The sequence below is a fragment of the Thalassobaculum sp. genome (assembly GCF_040219215.1).
Taxonomy (GTDB): Bacteria; Pseudomonadota; Alphaproteobacteria; order Thalassobaculales; family Thalassobaculaceae; genus Thalassobaculum_A.
Genome location: NZ_JAVJSX010000012.1, coordinates 187,904 through 203,778 on the forward strand (window position 1 = coordinate 187,904; position 15,875 = coordinate 203,778).

15 protein-coding genes are annotated in these 15,875 nt (G+C 68.4%); 6 read left to right on the top strand and 9 right to left on the bottom strand.

Annotated features, from left to right (window positions below):
- Nucleotides 1-2: 2 nt before the first annotated feature.
- Nucleotides 3-1,265, bottom strand: coding sequence for an MFS transporter (locus RIC54_RS11870; RefSeq protein ID WP_350097268.1), 1,263 nt, complete (start codon nucleotides 1,263-1,265; stop codon nucleotides 3-5).
- Between the two features lie 62 nt (nucleotides 1,266-1,327).
- Here RIC54_RS11870 and RIC54_RS11875 point away from each other — a divergent pair, with 62 nt between their 5' ends.
- Both RIC54_RS11875 and RIC54_RS11880 read left to right on the top strand, forming a co-directional pair.
- A complete protein-coding gene (locus tag RIC54_RS11875) occupies nucleotides 1,328-2,407 on the top strand; it encodes an EamA family transporter (protein ID WP_350097270.1) in 1,080 nt (359 codons plus the stop codon).
- A gap of 41 nt (nucleotides 2,408-2,448) precedes the next feature.
- The gene (locus tag RIC54_RS11880; protein WP_350097272.1) at nucleotides 2,449-2,646 is read left to right on the top strand and encodes a DUF2842 domain-containing protein; all 198 of its coding nucleotides are present in this window, start codon (nucleotides 2,449-2,451) and stop codon (nucleotides 2,644-2,646) included.
- 3 nt (nucleotides 2,647-2,649) lie between these two features.
- Here the strand turns inward: RIC54_RS11880 and RIC54_RS11885 are convergent, their stop codons facing one another.
- Genes RIC54_RS11885 through RIC54_RS11900 form a run of 4 tightly spaced genes read right to left on the bottom strand, consistent with a single transcriptional unit; the run spans nucleotide 2,650 to nucleotide 5,313 of the window.
- Nucleotides 2,650-3,267, bottom strand: a complete 618-nt coding sequence (locus tag RIC54_RS11885) for a DNA-3-methyladenine glycosylase I (RefSeq protein ID WP_350097274.1) — start codon at nucleotides 3,265-3,267, stop codon at nucleotides 2,650-2,652.
- Entirely contained in the window at nucleotides 3,264-3,569 is a 306-nt protein-coding gene (locus tag RIC54_RS11890) for a YciI family protein (RefSeq protein WP_350097276.1), read from the bottom strand. The genes RIC54_RS11885 and RIC54_RS11890 overlap by 4 nt, the downstream gene beginning before the upstream one ends.
- Nucleotides 3,570-3,616: 47 nt before the next feature.
- Nucleotides 3,617-4,192, bottom strand: a complete 576-nt coding sequence (locus RIC54_RS11895; RefSeq protein WP_350097278.1) for a TetR/AcrR family transcriptional regulator — start codon at nucleotides 4,190-4,192, stop codon at nucleotides 3,617-3,619.
- Between the two features lie 29 nt (nucleotides 4,193-4,221).
- Nucleotides 4,222-5,313: an alkene reductase gene (locus RIC54_RS11900; RefSeq protein WP_350097280.1), complete on the bottom strand. Its 1,092-nt coding sequence runs from the start codon at nucleotides 5,311-5,313 to the stop codon at nucleotides 4,222-4,224.
- A gap of 277 nt (nucleotides 5,314-5,590) precedes the next feature.
- On the opposite strand from RIC54_RS11900, the gene RIC54_RS11905 reads away from it, so the two are divergent.
- Together RIC54_RS11905 and RIC54_RS11910 are read left to right on the top strand one after the other, a co-directional pair.
- Nucleotides 5,591-6,799, top strand: a complete 1,209-nt coding sequence (locus RIC54_RS11905) for an APC family permease (protein ID WP_350097282.1) — start codon at nucleotides 5,591-5,593, stop codon at nucleotides 6,797-6,799.
- A gap of 164 nt (nucleotides 6,800-6,963) precedes the next feature.
- Nucleotides 6,964-7,377, top strand: coding sequence for a GFA family protein (locus RIC54_RS11910; protein WP_350097284.1), 414 nt, complete (start codon nucleotides 6,964-6,966; stop codon nucleotides 7,375-7,377).
- A 20-nt stretch (nucleotides 7,378-7,397) separates the two neighbouring features.
- On the opposite strand, the gene pseB is transcribed toward RIC54_RS11910, so the two are convergent.
- A complete protein-coding gene (gene pseB, locus RIC54_RS11915) occupies nucleotides 7,398-8,420 on the bottom strand; it encodes a UDP-N-acetylglucosamine 4,6-dehydratase (inverting) (protein WP_350097286.1) in 1,023 nt (340 codons plus the stop codon).
- A gap of 199 nt (nucleotides 8,421-8,619) precedes the next feature.
- Between pseB and RIC54_RS11920 the strand changes: the two genes are divergently transcribed.
- Nucleotides 8,620-10,275 carry a YbaY family lipoprotein gene (locus RIC54_RS11920; protein WP_350097288.1) on the top strand — a complete coding sequence of 552 codons (1,656 nt, stop codon included), beginning with the start codon at nucleotides 8,620-8,622 and terminating at the stop codon, nucleotides 10,273-10,275.
- A 104-nt stretch (nucleotides 10,276-10,379) separates the two neighbouring features.
- Nucleotides 10,380-11,168, top strand: a complete 789-nt coding sequence (locus tag RIC54_RS11925; RefSeq protein WP_350097290.1) for a 2-keto-4-pentenoate hydratase — start codon at nucleotides 10,380-10,382, stop codon at nucleotides 11,166-11,168.
- Nucleotides 11,169-11,185: 17 nt separating this feature from the next.
- On the opposite strand, the gene pseC is transcribed toward RIC54_RS11925, so the two are convergent.
- The 3 genes from pseC to RIC54_RS11940 are packed head-to-tail and all read right to left on the bottom strand — an operon-like array spanning nucleotide 11,186 to nucleotide 15,864.
- The gene (gene pseC, locus RIC54_RS11930) at nucleotides 11,186-12,412 is read right to left on the bottom strand and encodes a UDP-4-amino-4,6-dideoxy-N-acetyl-beta-L-altrosamine transaminase (RefSeq protein ID WP_350097292.1); all 1,227 of its coding nucleotides are present in this window, start codon (nucleotides 12,410-12,412) and stop codon (nucleotides 11,186-11,188) included.
- A gap of 4 nt (nucleotides 12,413-12,416) precedes the next feature.
- Nucleotides 12,417-13,769: an HlyD family type I secretion periplasmic adaptor subunit gene (locus tag RIC54_RS11935; protein ID WP_350097294.1), complete on the bottom strand. Its 1,353-nt coding sequence runs from the start codon at nucleotides 13,767-13,769 to the stop codon at nucleotides 12,417-12,419.
- 16 nt (nucleotides 13,770-13,785) lie between these two features.
- A complete protein-coding gene (locus tag RIC54_RS11940) occupies nucleotides 13,786-15,864 on the bottom strand; it encodes a type I secretion system permease/ATPase (protein WP_350097296.1) in 2,079 nt (692 codons plus the stop codon).
- Nucleotides 15,865-15,875: the final 11 nt, after the last annotated feature.

Consider the following 15,875-nt stretch of genomic DNA (forward strand, 5'->3'; position numbering starts at 1 on the left):
GATCAGGGCGCCACCGGCGGCGCCCCGTCATCTTCCGACGGCTCGCTGCGCGGGTCGAGATCGGAGACCACCGGGCTGGTGCGCGGCACCGCAACGAACGGTCCCTGGTCGTCCATCGACGGGGCCGGGCGACGGGTCATCCGCCACAGCGCGAACAGCCCGACCAGCGCCGCCACGACCATGCCGAAGCCGTAGAAACCCCAGGTGCCGACCAACGTCATCGCGTTGGTCGCCGCGATCGGCCCGGTTACCGCGCCCAGGCTGTAGGCCAACAGCAGGCCAGCGCTGGCCGCCACCAGGTCCGCGGAATCGATGTGGTCGTTGGCGTGCGCCACCGCGATCGAGTACAGCGTCACCGCAACCCCGCCATAGGCGCCGGCCAATACCACGAACGGCCAGAAGCCGATGTCGGGCAGGAACGCCAGCGCCGCCCCCAGGACCGCCGTCGCAAAGAACGAGGCAGTGAGCACGGTGCGGCGATCCAGAAGATCGGACAGCCGACCCAGCGGCCACTGCATCACCAACCCGCCGAGGATGCCGGACGACACGAAGATCGCGATGTCGGACACCGGCATGCCGACGGTGGTGGCGTACACCGAGGCCGTGGCGAAGATCGCACCGGACAGCACGCCGCTGCCGAAGCAGCCGACGATGCCCAGCGGCGAGATCCGGTACAGGGCGACGAAGCTCAACGCCGAGCGCGCCACCTCGCTGGAGCCGGCCGAGCGCGCCAACGTCAGCGGCACCAGCGCCAACGAGAACAGGATCGACGCGAAGCCATACAGGATGAAGCTGGCCGGATCGGCGACGTTCAGCAGGAACTGTCCGCCTCCGAGCGCGCCGTACTGCACCACCATGTAGACCGACAGCAGCGCCCCACGCGTCGCATTGCTGGCCGCCCCGTTCATCCAGCTTTCCGCCACCATGTAGACGCCGGCCATGCAGAAGCCGAAGGCGACCCGCAGCGTGAACCAGTACACCGCATCGACCGCGAAGGAGTGGGCGACCGCCGTCGCCGAAACGATCGAGACCAGGGCGGCGAACGCCCGGACGTGGCCGACCCGCTCGATGATCCGCCCGCAGGTCAGGCAGCCCAGCACCAGTCCGACGAAGTAGCCTGATAGAATCAGGCCGGCAGTGCTGGCGGAGAACGAAGGATCGACGCCGAGGCGCACGCCGAGCAGCGAGCCGAACAGGCCGTTCGCACTCTGCAGCAGCGCGATGCTGAGCAGCAGCGACGCGACCGAGGCATATTGGCTGGGCATCGCGTTTCTCCGCGTCTCTGTTCACTCCCGCTATCACGGAGCCGACGCCGCCGATACCCCGTATGCGACACCGCACGTTCCCACTGGATAACGCCGATCAGCGGGCGCACAGTCCGAACGCATCACGGTCGGCGGCGGGCAACCCGGACATGAAGAAGGGCTTGGTTCTGTGCGGTGTCACCGTGCTGTTCTGGGCGCTGTATGCGGTCTATGTCCGATACGCCGCAGCGGTGTGGTCGATCGAGCCGATGGTGTTCGGCAGCGTCGCCACCCTGACCGCCGGCCTGACCATGCTGGTGATCGCCGGGCCCGGCGACCTCGGCCGCTCGACCCTCAGGGATCCGCACACCTGGGCCTACGGCCTGCTCGACGTCGTCAGCATCACCCTGGCGGTCGGTGCCTGCTTCTTCGCTACCGCCACCGAATTGGTGCTGCTGCTGCGTGTGGATGTGGTCTTCGGCCTGACCCTGGCCTGGCTGGTGTTCGGCCGACGGATCCGCAACACCGACCTGATCGGCAGCGTGGCGATCCTGGCCGGCTGCGCGCTGGCCGCCGCGCAGATGCCGCCGGACAATGTGGGCTACGCAGTGTTGCTGATCGCTTTGGCGTCTCTGTCGCGGGTGGCGGTGACCGTGATCTCCGAGCGCCACCCGACCTCGAACGCCGCCGACACCGTGCGCAAGCGCTGCCGGATCACCGGCATGATCATGCTGGTCAGCGCGCTGGTGTTCCTGGCCGCCGTCATGATCGGAGCGCTGGTCAAGGCGGCCCTTCCATCGGACGCCGTGGCCCTGCACCCGGCGCTGGCAGCCCTGCCGGATGCCGCCGGGTTCATCGACCCGGTCACCCTGGCCGCCGCACTCGGGCTCGGCGTGCTGGTCTACGCGCCCGCCACCTATTTCTACCTCTACGCCGTCCGGACCGCCGGCACCGAGACCTTCTTCATGATGCTGGTGTACCAGCCGATCCTGACGATCGGCCTGGAACGGGCGCTGCGCGACGTAACGCCGCTGCCGGCGTTCGAGGCGACGCCGGTGCTGATCGCCGCGATCCTGTGCGTGATCGGCGGGTCGACCTTCATGCTGGGCGCGCGCTATCTCAAGCGTCCGCCGACGCCCGGGCTGCCGGTTCCAATCGACTGACCGGTCTTGCCGCCGGAGCCCGGGCGGTCTATGTCCGCCCGATGCGCTGGCGCACCCCCATTGGCGGAATCGCCATTCTGATCGGCCTCGCGGCCTATGCCGCCGCCGCCGCCACCCTCGGCGGCGCGCTGCCGGATCATTGGCTGCTGCTGGCGGTCTACTACCTGATCGCCGGGCTGCTGTGGATCCCGCCGGCGGTCTGGATCATGGGTTGGGCCAAGCGCGACGACGCGGCATAGCGACTACGCCGCTCGCACCGGCCGCCGGAAACCTGCGCGCGCTTGTTCGACCTTTGCCCTGATCACGCAATCCGCGACGTGGTCGTTGATCAGCCCCATCGCCTGCATGAAGGCGTACACGGTGGTCGGCCCGACGAATTTCCAGCCGAGCTTCTTCAGGTCCTTCGACAAGGCAATCGACTGCGCCGAGGTTGATGCCGTCTGAGGCGCCGCCGCTTGCCGCGGGTCCGGCTCGTAGCGCCAGATGAAGGTGGCGAGCGAGCCCTCCCGGCTGACCAACTCGCATGCTCGCGCTGCATTGTTGACGACCGCCTCGATCTTGCCGCGGTGGCGCACGATGCCGTCGTCCTTCAGCAGCCGGTCGACGTCATGCGGGGTGAAGCGCGCGACCCGATCGAAATCGAAGCCCAGGAACGCGGCGCGGAAATTGTCGCGCTTGGCCAGGATGGTCCGCCAACTCAAACCGGACTGGAAACTCTCCAGGCACAGTTTCTCGAACAGGCGACGATCGTCGTCGACCGGGAAGCCCCATTCGGTGTCGTGGTAGCCGAGGAACTCCGGTGCCGCCCCGCACCAGCGGCAGCGCGGCTCACCATCCGGCCCGGGGATCGTGGCATTCATGGGCCCGCCGTCCCGGCGTCGAGCAGGAACTGCACCCGCGGGTCGGTACGGGCCGGCGTGATCTCCAGGATCTCGGCGTCGACGACCTTCTCCGCGACGAACGGATCGTCGTCCACCCGGCGCTGCAGGTCCGGCAGCGAGGTGTTGTGGGCCACGATCCCGCCGCCCCGGTTGGGCTGCAGGCTGCCGACGACCAGGAACACACCGTCGTCAAGGCCACGCTGGATCCACTGCTTGTGGCCGTCCATGAACTGCCCGGCCTGGGCTTTGTTGCTGGCGAACGTCAGCAGCACGACAAACATCGGGTTGGTTCTCCTGCTGGTTGGTTGGCGGAGCGTTCAGCGACGGCTCAGGGCGTCGCGTCGATGCACGCGTCCAGCCAGTCGCACATCTGTTGCACTTCGTGCTGCACGAACGCCTCGTCGCGGAACGCGCTGGACAGGGTGGCCACACCCTGGCTGCGGGCCAGCAGGTGCATCGCCAGCGCATCGGCGTCCTCGGCGCGGCCAAGCTCGGCGAACTGCCGGCCCAGCCACGTCCGGAACAGCGTGAACAGGCTGTTGGCCTCGGCGTGCGAGGCGTGGTTCAGCTTGGCCAGCTCGGTGCTCAGCGTTCCGACCGGGCAGCCGTAGCGCTGGATGTCCGGCCCATTCACGATCAGGATCCGGATGAAGCTGCGGATTCGGTCCGCCGGCCCCGCCCCCTCGCTCTCCCACTGCTCTAGCATCCGGCGGGTGTTGGACAGCCGCGCGCCGATCACCGCGTCCAGGATCTCGTCCTTGGACTTGAAGTGATAATAGAAGTTGCCCCGCGAGATCCGCACCGCACCGGCGATGTCGGCGAACGAGGTGTGTTCGTAGCCCTGCCGATAGAACAGCGCGTCGGCCGCCTCGACGATGTGGTCGCGGGTTGTTCCCTCGCTCATGACAAGCCTCTCTCTGCCGTGCAGCACGGTCACGCTACCTGCGATTCCGCACCCCGGTAAAACGGATAGTCGGTGTAGCCGGCCACGCCACCACCGTAGAATCGCGATGGGTCGGCGACGTTCAGGGGCAGGCCGTCGCGGTAGCGGCGCACCAGGTCCGGGTTGGCCAGGAACGGCACCCCGAACGCCACGAGATCCGCCGTCCCTTCGCGCAGCGCCGACTGAGCGCGCGCCAGGTCGTAGCCATTGTTGGCAACGTACGGCCCGCTGAATCGCGCGCGCAGGACCCGGTAGTCGACCGCGCTAGCCTTGGTCAGCATGTCGCCTTCCAGCACGTGGAGGTAGGCGAGCCCACGCGGGCTCAGTTGCCCGGCGAAGTACTCGAAATGCCCCTGCGGGTCGGAATCCGCCATCGAGTTGAAGCTGTTCTCCGGGGTCAGGCGCAGGCCGACCCGGCCCGCCGGCCACACCGTACACACCGCGTCGAGGATCTCGTTCAGCAGGCGCATGCGGTTCGGCGCGCTGCCGCCATAGGCGTCGGTGCGGTGGTTGCTGCCGTCGCGCAGGAACTGATCGATGATGTAGCCGTTGGCGCCGTGCACCTCCACGCCGTCGAAGCCGGCGCGCCGGGCCATTTCAGCCGCGTGCTGGAACTGCTCCACGATGCCTGCAACCTCACCGCTGTCCAGCGCCCGGGGCGTGACGAAGTCCTGCATGCCAGCATAGGTGACCGCCTGCCCGGCCGGACGCAGCGCCGATGGCGCCACCGGCAACGCCCCGTCGGGCTGCAGGCTCGGGTGCGAGATCCGGCCGCAATGCTGCAACTGGACGAACACCAGGCCGCCGACCGCGTGCACCGCATCGACCACCCGGCGCCAGCCCATCGCGTGGGCGTCGGTGTGCATTCCCGGTGTGAAGGGATAGCCGACTGCCTGAGGCGAGACCGGTGACGACTCGGTCACGATCAACCCGGCGCTGGCACGCTGCTGGTAGTGGGCCGCCATCATCGGCGACGCGGTCCCGTCGGCGCCGGCACGGTTGCGGGTCATGGGCGCCATGACCATCCGGTTTGCGAGGGCGAGGTCGCCGAGCTGAAACGGCGCGAACAGATCTGCGGGCATGGAGGTCTCCGGCAATCGGGTGAAATGCTATAGGACGTTCGTCCTAATTGAATGATTAGGTCAATTGTCCTAGACCGTCAAGTGGATCGGACTTGGATCGGCGGCGCAGGCGTCAGAAGGACCTTACGGGGCGATGTGACGTCTGGCTCCGAGGCCTGCCGGTTGGTTGAGGTAGCGCAAGGCAGTCTGCGTAGGCGTTCCCTATTCCTGATGGCGAGGGACGGGTCATTCTCCGGCAGGGGAACCGGTCCACCCAACTGACATCAGGAACCGGCGCATGACCGAACTCCGACGCACGCTGTCGCTGCCGCTGGTGATCCTCTACGGCATCGGCGTGACGATTGGTGCAGGGATCTATGCCCTGCTGGGAGTGACCGCCGGAAAGGCGGGACTCCACGCCCCGATGTCCTTCGTGCTGGCATCAGTCGTCATGGTGTTCAGTGCGGCGTCGTTTGCCGAACTGTCCTCGCGCTTCCCGGTCAGCGCGGGGGAGGCGGAGTACGTCCGCTCCGGTTTCCGCTCAAAACCTCTCGGCCTGCTGGTCGGCTGCCTGGTCATCGCCTCCGGGACGGTGTCGTCAGCCGCCATTGCCGTCGGCAGCACCGGCTATATCCGCGAGTTCATCGGGCTAGACGCCTTGATCATCCTGCCGGTCGTGGTGGTGCTCGTTGGAGCGCTCGCGGCATGGGGAATCAGGGAATCCGTGATGTTCGCAAGTGTGTTCACGCTGGTGGAGGTCGGCGCGCTGGCCGCCATCATCGCCTTCGGGTTCTGGCAGCGCCCCGGAATGATCGCTGAAATCCCGGGCATCTTTCCGTCGCCAGCCGAGCTTGATGCCTGGGTGGCGATCTCAAGCGCCAGCCTGCTCGCCTTCTTCGCCTTCATCGGTTTCGAGGACATCGTCAACCTGGCCGAGGAGGTCGAGGAGCCGAACCGCGTTCTGCCCCGTGCGATCCTTGCGACCCTGGTGATCAGCACCGTGCTGTACTTCCTGGTGACGACCGTGGCGGTGCTGTCCGTCCCGCTTGGCGACCTCGCGGCGTCGGATGCGCCGTTGAGCCTGGTGTTCGGCTCGATCACCGGGGCGTCACCGGTGGTCATCACCTCCATCGCGATCGTCGCGACCCTGAACGGCGTGGTGATCCAGATGATCATGGCTTCGCGCGTGCTGTACGGGTTGGGCCGGCAAGGCGCGGTTCCAGCCGCCTTCGCCAGCGTTCATCCCCGAACGCAAACGCCGTTGATCGCGACATCGACGATCATCGCTGTCGTTCTGGTACTGGCGCTGATGTTCCCGATCGAAGCCCTGGCGGAGTGGACGGCGCGGATCGTGCTGTTCGTCTTCACGCTTGCCAATGCGGCCCTCGTCCGGATGAAACTCCGAGGCGAAGCCGCCCCCGACGGCGTGTTCACGGTCGGGATCTGGGTTCCGATCGCCGGTGTCCTGAGTTGTCTGGCACTGCTTGCCGGCGACCTGTTCATCTAGGCGACTCGACGGCATCACGGCGTGTGGGTTTGACTTGTCGGGAATGCGGCATGCTCAATTCGGCTGGATGCTGGGGACGCCCGATTACCGTTTTCCCGATCCCAGCGGAAACGTCCAGCCTCCGCGACCGTTGTCCGGTCGGGAACCGACCAGAGGAGCCGACCATGCCCGACCCCGTCCCTAGCGCCGCTTCCTACACCGGCGGGTGCCTGTGCGGGGCCGTGCGCCTGGAGTGCCGAACCGAGCCGTACCGGGTCGGCGTCTGCCACTGCCTCGACTGTCGGAAGCATTCGGGCTCGGTGTTCAGTATCCTCGCCATCTTCCCGGCGACGTCGGTGACGGTCACCGGCACCACCGCCCAGTACAACGACCGGCACTTCTGTCCGGCATGCGGATCCTCGCTGTTCGGAACCATCGGCGACGAGATCGATGTCCCGGTCGGGTGCTTCGACGAGCCGAACCGGGTCCGGCCCACCTACGAACTCTGGACGCGGCGGCGCGAAGACTGGCTGCCGGAGTTCGACGTGGCACGGCGCCACGAGAGCGACCGGCCCGGAACCGGCCGGACCGAGCCGTAGTTCCGGCCAAAGCTCCCGAACTACAGTTCCCCGACCATCCCGGCCAGTTCCTTGGTCGACAGCCACTCGTCGTTGCTGTCGCTGGCGTAGCGGAACTCCGGGGCGACCGGGCGGGCGCCGCGGGCGACCCAGTCCTTGAACGGGCCGTCTGTGAATGCCGGCAGCACGATGTAGCGGTCGTCGATCTCCACCGTGGTGCGGGAGTCGTCCTCCGGCACCATCACCTCATGCAGCTTCTCGCCCGGGCGGATTCCGACCACCTCGTGCGGCAGGCCGGGGCCCATGCATTCGGCAACGTCGACGATCTTCATGCTGGGGATCTTCGGCACGAAGATCTCGCCGCCGCGCATCAACTCCATCGAGGTCAGCACGAAGTTCACGCCCTGCTGCAGGGTGATCCAGAACCGGGTCATGCGCGGGTCGGTGATCGGCAGCCGGTCCTTCTTCTCGTCCACCAGCCGCTTGAAGAACGGCATCACGCTGCCGCGCGAACCGATGACGTTGCCGTAGCGCACCACCGAGAACCGGCAGCCGCCGGCGCCGGACAGGTTGTTGGCGGCGACGAAGATCTTGTCGGACGCCAGCTTGGTGGCGCCGTACAGGTTGATCGGGTTGGCCGCCTTGTCGGTCGACAGGGCGATCACCTTGCGCACACCTGTGCGGATCGCCGCCTTCACCACGTTCTCGGCGCCGTCGATGTTGGTGCGCACGCATTCGAACGGGTTGTACTCGGCGGTCGGCACGTGCTTCAGGGCGGCGGCGTGCACCACGTAGTCGACGCCACGCATCGCCATCTCCAGCCGGTCGACGTCGCGCACGTCACCGATGAAATAACGGATCTCGCGGTGCTGGGTGTCGGGGAACTCCTGCCCCATGTCGTACTGCTTCTGCTCGTCGCGCGAGAACACGATGCAGCGCTTGGTCTTGAACCGGCCCAGCACGGTGCGGATGAACTGCTTGCCGAACGAGCCGGTGCCGCCGGTGACCAGCACCGTCTTGCCGTCGAGATCCAGGAAACCGGTGTCGAACTGTCGGATGGCCATGTGGTCCCCGCGGCGCCCCTGTCGATGGGTGGCGAATCGTCGATGCGTGGCGAATCACCATGCATTCTCCCGCGACGGCGACCGCTTGTGAAGCACGACGGTAGCCACGCACCGGAACCGCCGGTTCGGCCCGCGGTTGATCGGTCGTGCCCTGTCGCCCGCGGCACCGCGGACCGACGGAGAGCGGAGGGAAAAGACGATGCGACTGTTCAATGGATCCGATCGGCTGCGCGCCGCCGCCACGGCCGCGCTGGCTGCTGCCGTACTTCTGGCCGGCCCGATACCAGGCGCGATGGCGCAGGCCCCGGTGCTGTATGGCACCGCCACCTACCATGAGCGCATGGCGTTGCCGCAGAACGCGGTGTTCGAGGCAACGGTCGAGGACGTGACCCCGACCGGCCGACCGGCCGAGCTTGTCGCGCGCACCCGGATCGACCCGGTCCAGCAACTGCCGATCCGCTTCGCCATCCCCTACGACCCCAAGCTGATCAAGTACGGCAACCGCTACAGCATCCAGGCGCGGATCATTGCCGACGGCCGCCTGCTGTTCGCCACCACCGACCCGGTGCCGGTGTTCGTCGACGGCCAGCCGGTCCAGGTCGATCTGGTGCTGCCGCGCGCCTCCGGCCTGGCAACCAGCACCCTTCCCGCCCCGCCTCCGGCGTACACGCCGCCACCCGCGGTGAAGACCGTGCCGGCACCGCCGCCGGTCGCCGGCCTGCCCTCCGGCGCGCTCGGCGCGCTGCCGGCGACCTTCACGGGCCTGTTTCCGTGCGCCGATTGCAGCGGCATCCAGCACGAACTCGACCTGTCGCCCGACGGTAGCTTCGCCATGCGCACCGAGTATCTCGGCCGTCGCGGCGACCCGGGCTTCACGCTGCGGGGGCGCTGGCTGCTCGACCCGGCCGGCACCCTGACCCTGAGCGGCGACCGCGACCGCCCGCTGGCCTTCGCGGTGAAGAGCCCGTCGACCCTGCGGCTGCTCGACGCCTCCGGGCAGGAGATCGTGTCCAACCTCAACTACGACCTGACCCGCGTCGGCGGAACGTCGACAGCGACAACGGCACCGCCGCTCGGCGGCACCCCGCTTGGCGCACCGCCGCCGAGTGCTCCGTCTGTGACCACGTACCCGTCGACCGCCGAGCCGGCATACCGGCGGCGCGGCCTGTACCGCTCGGCCGGTGGCCCGCCGCAGTTCTTCGAGTGCGCCGGCAACCAGCCGATCCTGGTGGCACCGGGCGGCGACGCCGCCGCGCTGGAAGCCGCCTATCGGCGCGAGCAGGGGCGGCCTGGCCAGGAGATCCTGGCGGAGGTCGAGGGCCGCATCACCATCCAGCCACGCACCGACGGCAGCGGCCTCGGCCGGGTCCTGACGGTCGACCGCTTCGTCGCGCTGCGGCCCGGCGAGTCCTGCGCCCCGCCGCCGTCCGCCGCCTGGACCCCGCCGACCCAGCTCGGCCCGGCCGCGTCATCGGTCGCACCCGCAGCCCCGGCAACAAGCACCGACGCCCCGCTGCGCAACACCTACTGGAAACTGGTCCGCCTCGGCTCGCAGCCGGTGACCGCGATCGCCGGCCAGAAGGAGCCGCACCTGATCCTGAACCCCGACATCAGCCAGTTCAGCGGCAGCGGCGGTTGCAACGGCATCGGCGGGCAGTTCGCGCAGTCGGATGAATTGATTACCCTGTCGCTCGGCCCCAGCACCCAGATGGCCTGTGCCAGCGGCATGGAGCAGGAACAGGCGTTCCTCCGCGACCTTGACCGCACCCGGACGTGGAAGATCGATGGCAACCGCCTGATCTTTGCAGACGCCTACGACACCGAACTGCTGACCTTCGAGGCGAAGTACCGGTAAGGCGACCGCACGCCCCCTTCTCGGTCAGCGTCGCGTCACGGATACTCTTCGACGCCGCGCGCGATCCTGCTACGACATGCTGGCGCGCCGCGACGGAGGGTCCCGTGAACACATCTCAAGCCGAACAAGCCGCCGGGCTGATCTGGCGGCACTGGCAGGCCGGAACCGTGCTGGACGCCCTGCCCGACGGGCTGCGTCCGGCGACCCGCGCCGAGGGCTATGCGATCCAGGCACATCTGGAGAACCGGTCCGCGTCCGCGCTGTATGGCTGGAAGATCGCCGCGACCAGCAGCGCCGGCCAGGGCCATATCGGGGTCGACGGGCCGCTGGCCGGGCGCATCCTGGCGGAGCGGGTGCACGCGCCGGGTGCCACCCTGTCGCTGGCCGGCAACCGGATGCGGGTCGCCGAGCTGGAGTTCGCCTTCCGCTTCGCCCGCGACCTGCCGCCGCGCGCCGAGCCGTACAGCCAGGCCGAGGTGCTGGACGCGGTCGCCACCCTGCACCCGGCGATCGAGGTGCCGGATTCCCGGTTTGCCGATTTCGCCTCCGCCGGCGGGGCCCAGTTGATCGCCGACAACGCCTGCGCTCATGACTTCATTCTCGGAGCGGAGGTCACCGCCGACTGGCGGTCGCTCGATCTGGCCGCCCACCGGGTGACCGCAACACTGGCCGACAACACGACCCGCGACGGCATCGGCGCGAATGTGCTGGGCGACCCGCGCGCCGCGTTGGCTTGGCTGGTCAACGAGCTGTCGGCCCACGGCGTCACCCTGCGCACCGGGCAGGTGGTCACCACCGGCACCTGCGTGGTGCCGATCGCCATAGTGCCGGGCGAGCGGGTGTCCGGCGACTTCGGAGCGCTGGGCAGCGTAGCGGCCGGATTCGCCGCATAGGGTCGGGCCGAGCGGCCTCAGACGACCCCGGTGACGCGGGCCAGGGCGTCGACCACCCGGTCGACGTCGGCGTCGGTCATGGCCGGGAACAACGGCAGCGACAGGCAACGCGCGTAGTACGCGGCCGCCCCCGGCAGTTCCGGCGTCGGGTGCTTGGCCCGGTAGTAGGGCTGCAGGTGTACCGGGGCGTAGTGAACCTGGGTCCCGATGCCCTCGGCGCGCAGGGCGTTCATCACCGCCGCCCGCTCGATCCCCAGCGCTGCGAAGTCGACCAGCGCCACCGACAGGTGCCAGGACGGCTCGCAGCCCGGCGCGACCGGCAGCGCGTGGATGTGCGGGCCGAGCCGGTCCAGGCGCTCGGCGTAGCGCGCCCGCAGCGCCCGCCGGGCCGCCACGAACCGCGGCAGCTTGGCCAGCTGCCGGATGCCCAAGGCGGCGTGGATGTCGGACAGGCGGTAGTTAAAGCCCGGCTCCGGCATCTCGTAGTACCAGGGGTTCGCGGCACCGCCGGCGTCGAAGGCGCGGTCGCGCTCGGTGAAGCGCGCCGGGTCGCGCACCAGGCCGTGATTGCGCATCCGCCGCATCCGCTCGTCCAACACCGGGTCGCGGGTGGTCATCACCCCGCCTTCTCCGGTGGCGATGGTCTTGACCGGATGGGTGGAGAACATGGCTATCGCGCTGTCCGGACAGGCGCCGACGGTGTGCCAGGCCTGATCGCCACCGCGCATCCGCCCACCCAGCGCATGGCAGGCGTCCTCGATGATCGGCACGCCGGGGAACGCCGACGCCAGGGCTGCCACGTCGACGCAGTGGCCGTTCAGATGGACCGCGACGATCGCCTTGACCCGGTCGCGACCGGCCCGTGCGGCGGCGGCCTCGGCATGCGGCAACTCCATCAACCCGGTATCGGGGTTCACGTCGGCGAAGGCCACGTCGGCACCGACATAGGCGGCGCAATTGGCGCTGGCCAGGAATGTTACACTCGGCACCACCACCGCGTCGCCGGGCCCGAGGCCGAGCGCAAGCGTCGCCAGATGCAGTCCGGCCGTCCCGCTGGAGCAGGTCACGGCGTACGGCACGTCGAGCGCCTTCGCGCACGCCGCCTCGAACGCGTCGACCGTCGGTCCGGTGGTCAGGAAGTCCCCCTTCAACACCTCGACCACGGCGGCGATGTCGTCGTCGTCGATGACCTGGCGGCCGTAGGGCAGGAACGATGGTGTCAGGCCGGGCGGGGGCACGCTCACCGGATCACTTCTCCCGAAGCGCGGTCTCGAGCGACCGGGTAATCGGCGAGATCAGGTAGTCGAGCATGGTCTGCTCGCCGGTCGCGATGATCGCCATCGCCGGCATGCCCGGCACGATCTCGACGTTGAGGCGCTTCATCATGTCGGCATCGAGCCGGATGCGCGCCTCGTAGAACGGCGGTCCCTTGTCGGGCTGGACCACGTCCGGCGAGATCTGGGTGACCGTGCCGTCGATCGGCTTGAAGGTCCGCTGGTTGAACGAGGTCAGCCGGACCGTCGCGGCGGCACCCTCCTGCACGGTGTCGATGTCGTTCGGGTCGAGCTGGACCTTGACGATCAGTTCCTCGTCGTCCGGCACCAGATTGAGGATGGCGTCACCGGGCGCCACCACCCCGCCGTGGGTGTGGAAGCGCAGGCCGTAGACCTTGCCGCTCTCCGGTGCATCGATAGTGGTCCGGGTCAATGCGTCCTGCGCGGCGGTCATCTGCTGGCGCAGGTCTTCCAGCTCGATCTGGGCGGCCCGCAGGTCGGTCTCGATCTCGGCGATGGTGCTTTCGATCAGGCCCGATTTCTGGAACTCGGTCTCCGACACCGCCTGGGCGGCGCGCGCCTTGAGCGCCTGGCGGTTGTCGATTGACCCTTCCAGCTCGGCCTCGGTGCGTTGCAGGGCAAGCAGCCGCGGCTTGCGCTCCAGTCCTTTCTCGTACAACTCGCGGACCCCGACGATCTCCTCGTTGATGATCGCCAACTGACGGCGGTCGGAGCGCTGCTGGGCATTCAGCGCCGTGATCTCCTCGCGGGCCTTGTCGATCCGCCGGTCGAGCAGGCTCAGCTGGCTGCTCACCGCGGCGCGGCGTCCGTCGAACAGCCGCTGCTCGCCGTCGAGGATGTCAGCCACGCCGGGCTGGCCGGTGGCACGGATCAACTCTTCGGGAAAGTTGATCGTCGTCGCCCCTGTCCGCTCCGCCAGCAGCCGCGCCTCGCGGCCCAGCGCCGCCAGATACTGCTGGTGAACCCGGTCGAACTGGGTCTGGGCACGGGTGCCGTCGAGAACCACCAGATGCTGGCCTTTGGTGACCCGCTGTCCCTCCTTCACCAGGATCTGCTTGATCAGCCCGCCTTCCAGATGCTGGACCACCCGCTGGTTGCCGACCACCTGGACCTGACCCTGGGCGACCGCCCCGGATTCCAGCGGCGCCAGCGCCGCCCAGACACCGAACAATCCGAAGAACAGGAACACGATGCCGTAGCCGAGCCACAGCACGCCGCGCCACCCGATCGGGTTGGCCTCGTCGTCGCCGAGCGGATCGCTCCAGCGCGACAGGTCACGGCTTCCTTCGCTGCGCACCAGAGCCATTGACGGACCGGCCTCCCTATCCCTGCTTGTTGGGTCGGGCGGAAATCGCCTGCACGTTCTGCACCTTCAACGAGGTCGACTGTGCCTTGATAGCGCCGGGCGGGCGCACCACGACACCAAGACCACCCACCGGGCGCGGTACCGGTGGCGGCACGACGCGGCGCGGCGCCTCGTCGGGCGCTTCCTCATCGCTGGTGATCCCCCGGTCGTCCGGGTCGTCGCGGAGATCGCGCACCATCTCCGATCCGTCATCCGGCGGAACTGCCACGGCAGGGTGGCGGGCGACCACGGGGTCCGATGTGCGTGCTGCAGGCGGCGCGGCCGGCGCCCGCGGCGCTTCGGGCGGGGTCTGCCGGTTGGCAGGCGCATCCAGACGCGGCGGGGGTGCTCCGACCTGCGGCGGGCGCGGGGCACTCGGCGGCAGCGACGGCAGCACCTCCTCGCGCGGACCGAACCGTTGCATCGTGCCGTTCTGCAGCACCAGGACCTTGTCCATCAGCGACATCGTCTGCGGGCGGTGGGTGATCAGGACCACCGTGACCCCCGCGGCCTTCATTTCATGGACCGCATGGATCAACGCGTCGTCGCCCTGGGTATCCAGATTGGCGTTCGGCTCGTCCAGCACCACCACCCGCGGGTCGCCATACAGCGCGCGAGCCAGAGCGACGCGCTGGCGCTGACCGCCCGACAGGATCTGTCCGGCCCAGCCGATCTCGGTGTCGTAGCCGTCCGGCAGGCGCAGTATCATCTCGTGCAGCCCGGCCAGCTTGGCCGCCTTGACCACCAATTCCGGATTGGGGCTTTCCTCCAAACGGGCGATGTTGTCGGCCACCGTCCCCGGAAACAGCTCGATGTCCTGGGGCATGAAACCAACATGCCGGCCGAGTTCCTCGCCGTCCCAGGTGAACACGTCGGCGCCGTCCAGGCGAACGTTGCCGATGGTCGGCTTGGCGACGCCGACCAGCAGTCGGGCCAGGGTCGACTTGCCGGCCGCGGACGGGCCGATCACTCCGAGGGATTCGCCGGCTGCGAGCTCGAAACTGATGCGCTGCAGGATCGGCTTCGTCAGGCCCGGAGGCTGGAAGTACAGGTTCTCCACCGAAAGATTGCCTTCCGGCGGCGGCAGTTCCATTTTCTCCAGGCGGTCCTGCGCGGCCTCCAGCACCTCTTCCACTGCCCGGTAGGCCTGATAGGCCTCGATCGTGGAGCGGGCCTGGCCGACCCCGGCCTCGATAGGCTGCAGGGCGCGGCCCAGGATCAGCACGGCCGCAATCATCAGCCCCGGCGTCATCGGGGTCGAAGGATCGATGATCTGGGTCACCGACACCGTCATGATGATCATCTGGACCAGCATGCGCGCCGACTTCGAGATCGCCAGGAAGATCGCCGCGCGGTCGCTGGCCTTGCCTTGCAGGTCGAGGACCTTCTCGTTGGCGTCGTGATAGCGGCGCAGGATCGACTGACGCATCCCCATGCTCTCGACCACGGCGGCGTTGCGCACCGCCGAATCGGCCGATTGGAAGGCGGTCGCGGAATGCTGCTGGGCTTCCGCCAGGGCCGGACGGGTCAGCCGGTCGTTCACGATGCCGAGGATCAGCATGACCAGGGCACCGCCCAGCGCGGCCAGTCCCATGGGCGCGTTGACGTAGAAGATGATGATCAGGAACACCGGCACCCAGGGCAGGTCCAGCATGGTCAGCATGCCCGGGCCGGTCAGGAAGGTGCGCAGCACCGCCAGTTGCCGCAGCACCTGGATCGATCCGGTCTTGGAACGGTCCAGGGCATCGACCACGATTGCGGCCAGCAGCAGCGGGCCGATGCGCCGGTCGATCCAGCGCGACACCCGAACGAACGCGAACGCCCGAATGCTGTCCAGCGCCGCCTGTACGCCCAGCGCGACGGTTGCCATCAGCAGCAGCAGGAACAGGGTGGCGGAACTGCGGCTGGCCAGCACCCGGTCAAACACCTGGTACATGAACAGCGGCATCGTCAGCATCAGCAGATTGACGAAGAAGCTGAACGCCCCGCATGCAGCGAAGGCTGTGTAACAAGCCTTCAGAAGGCCATGTACGGTGACGGGACCGCGCGGCTGCATATTCGCCTTCG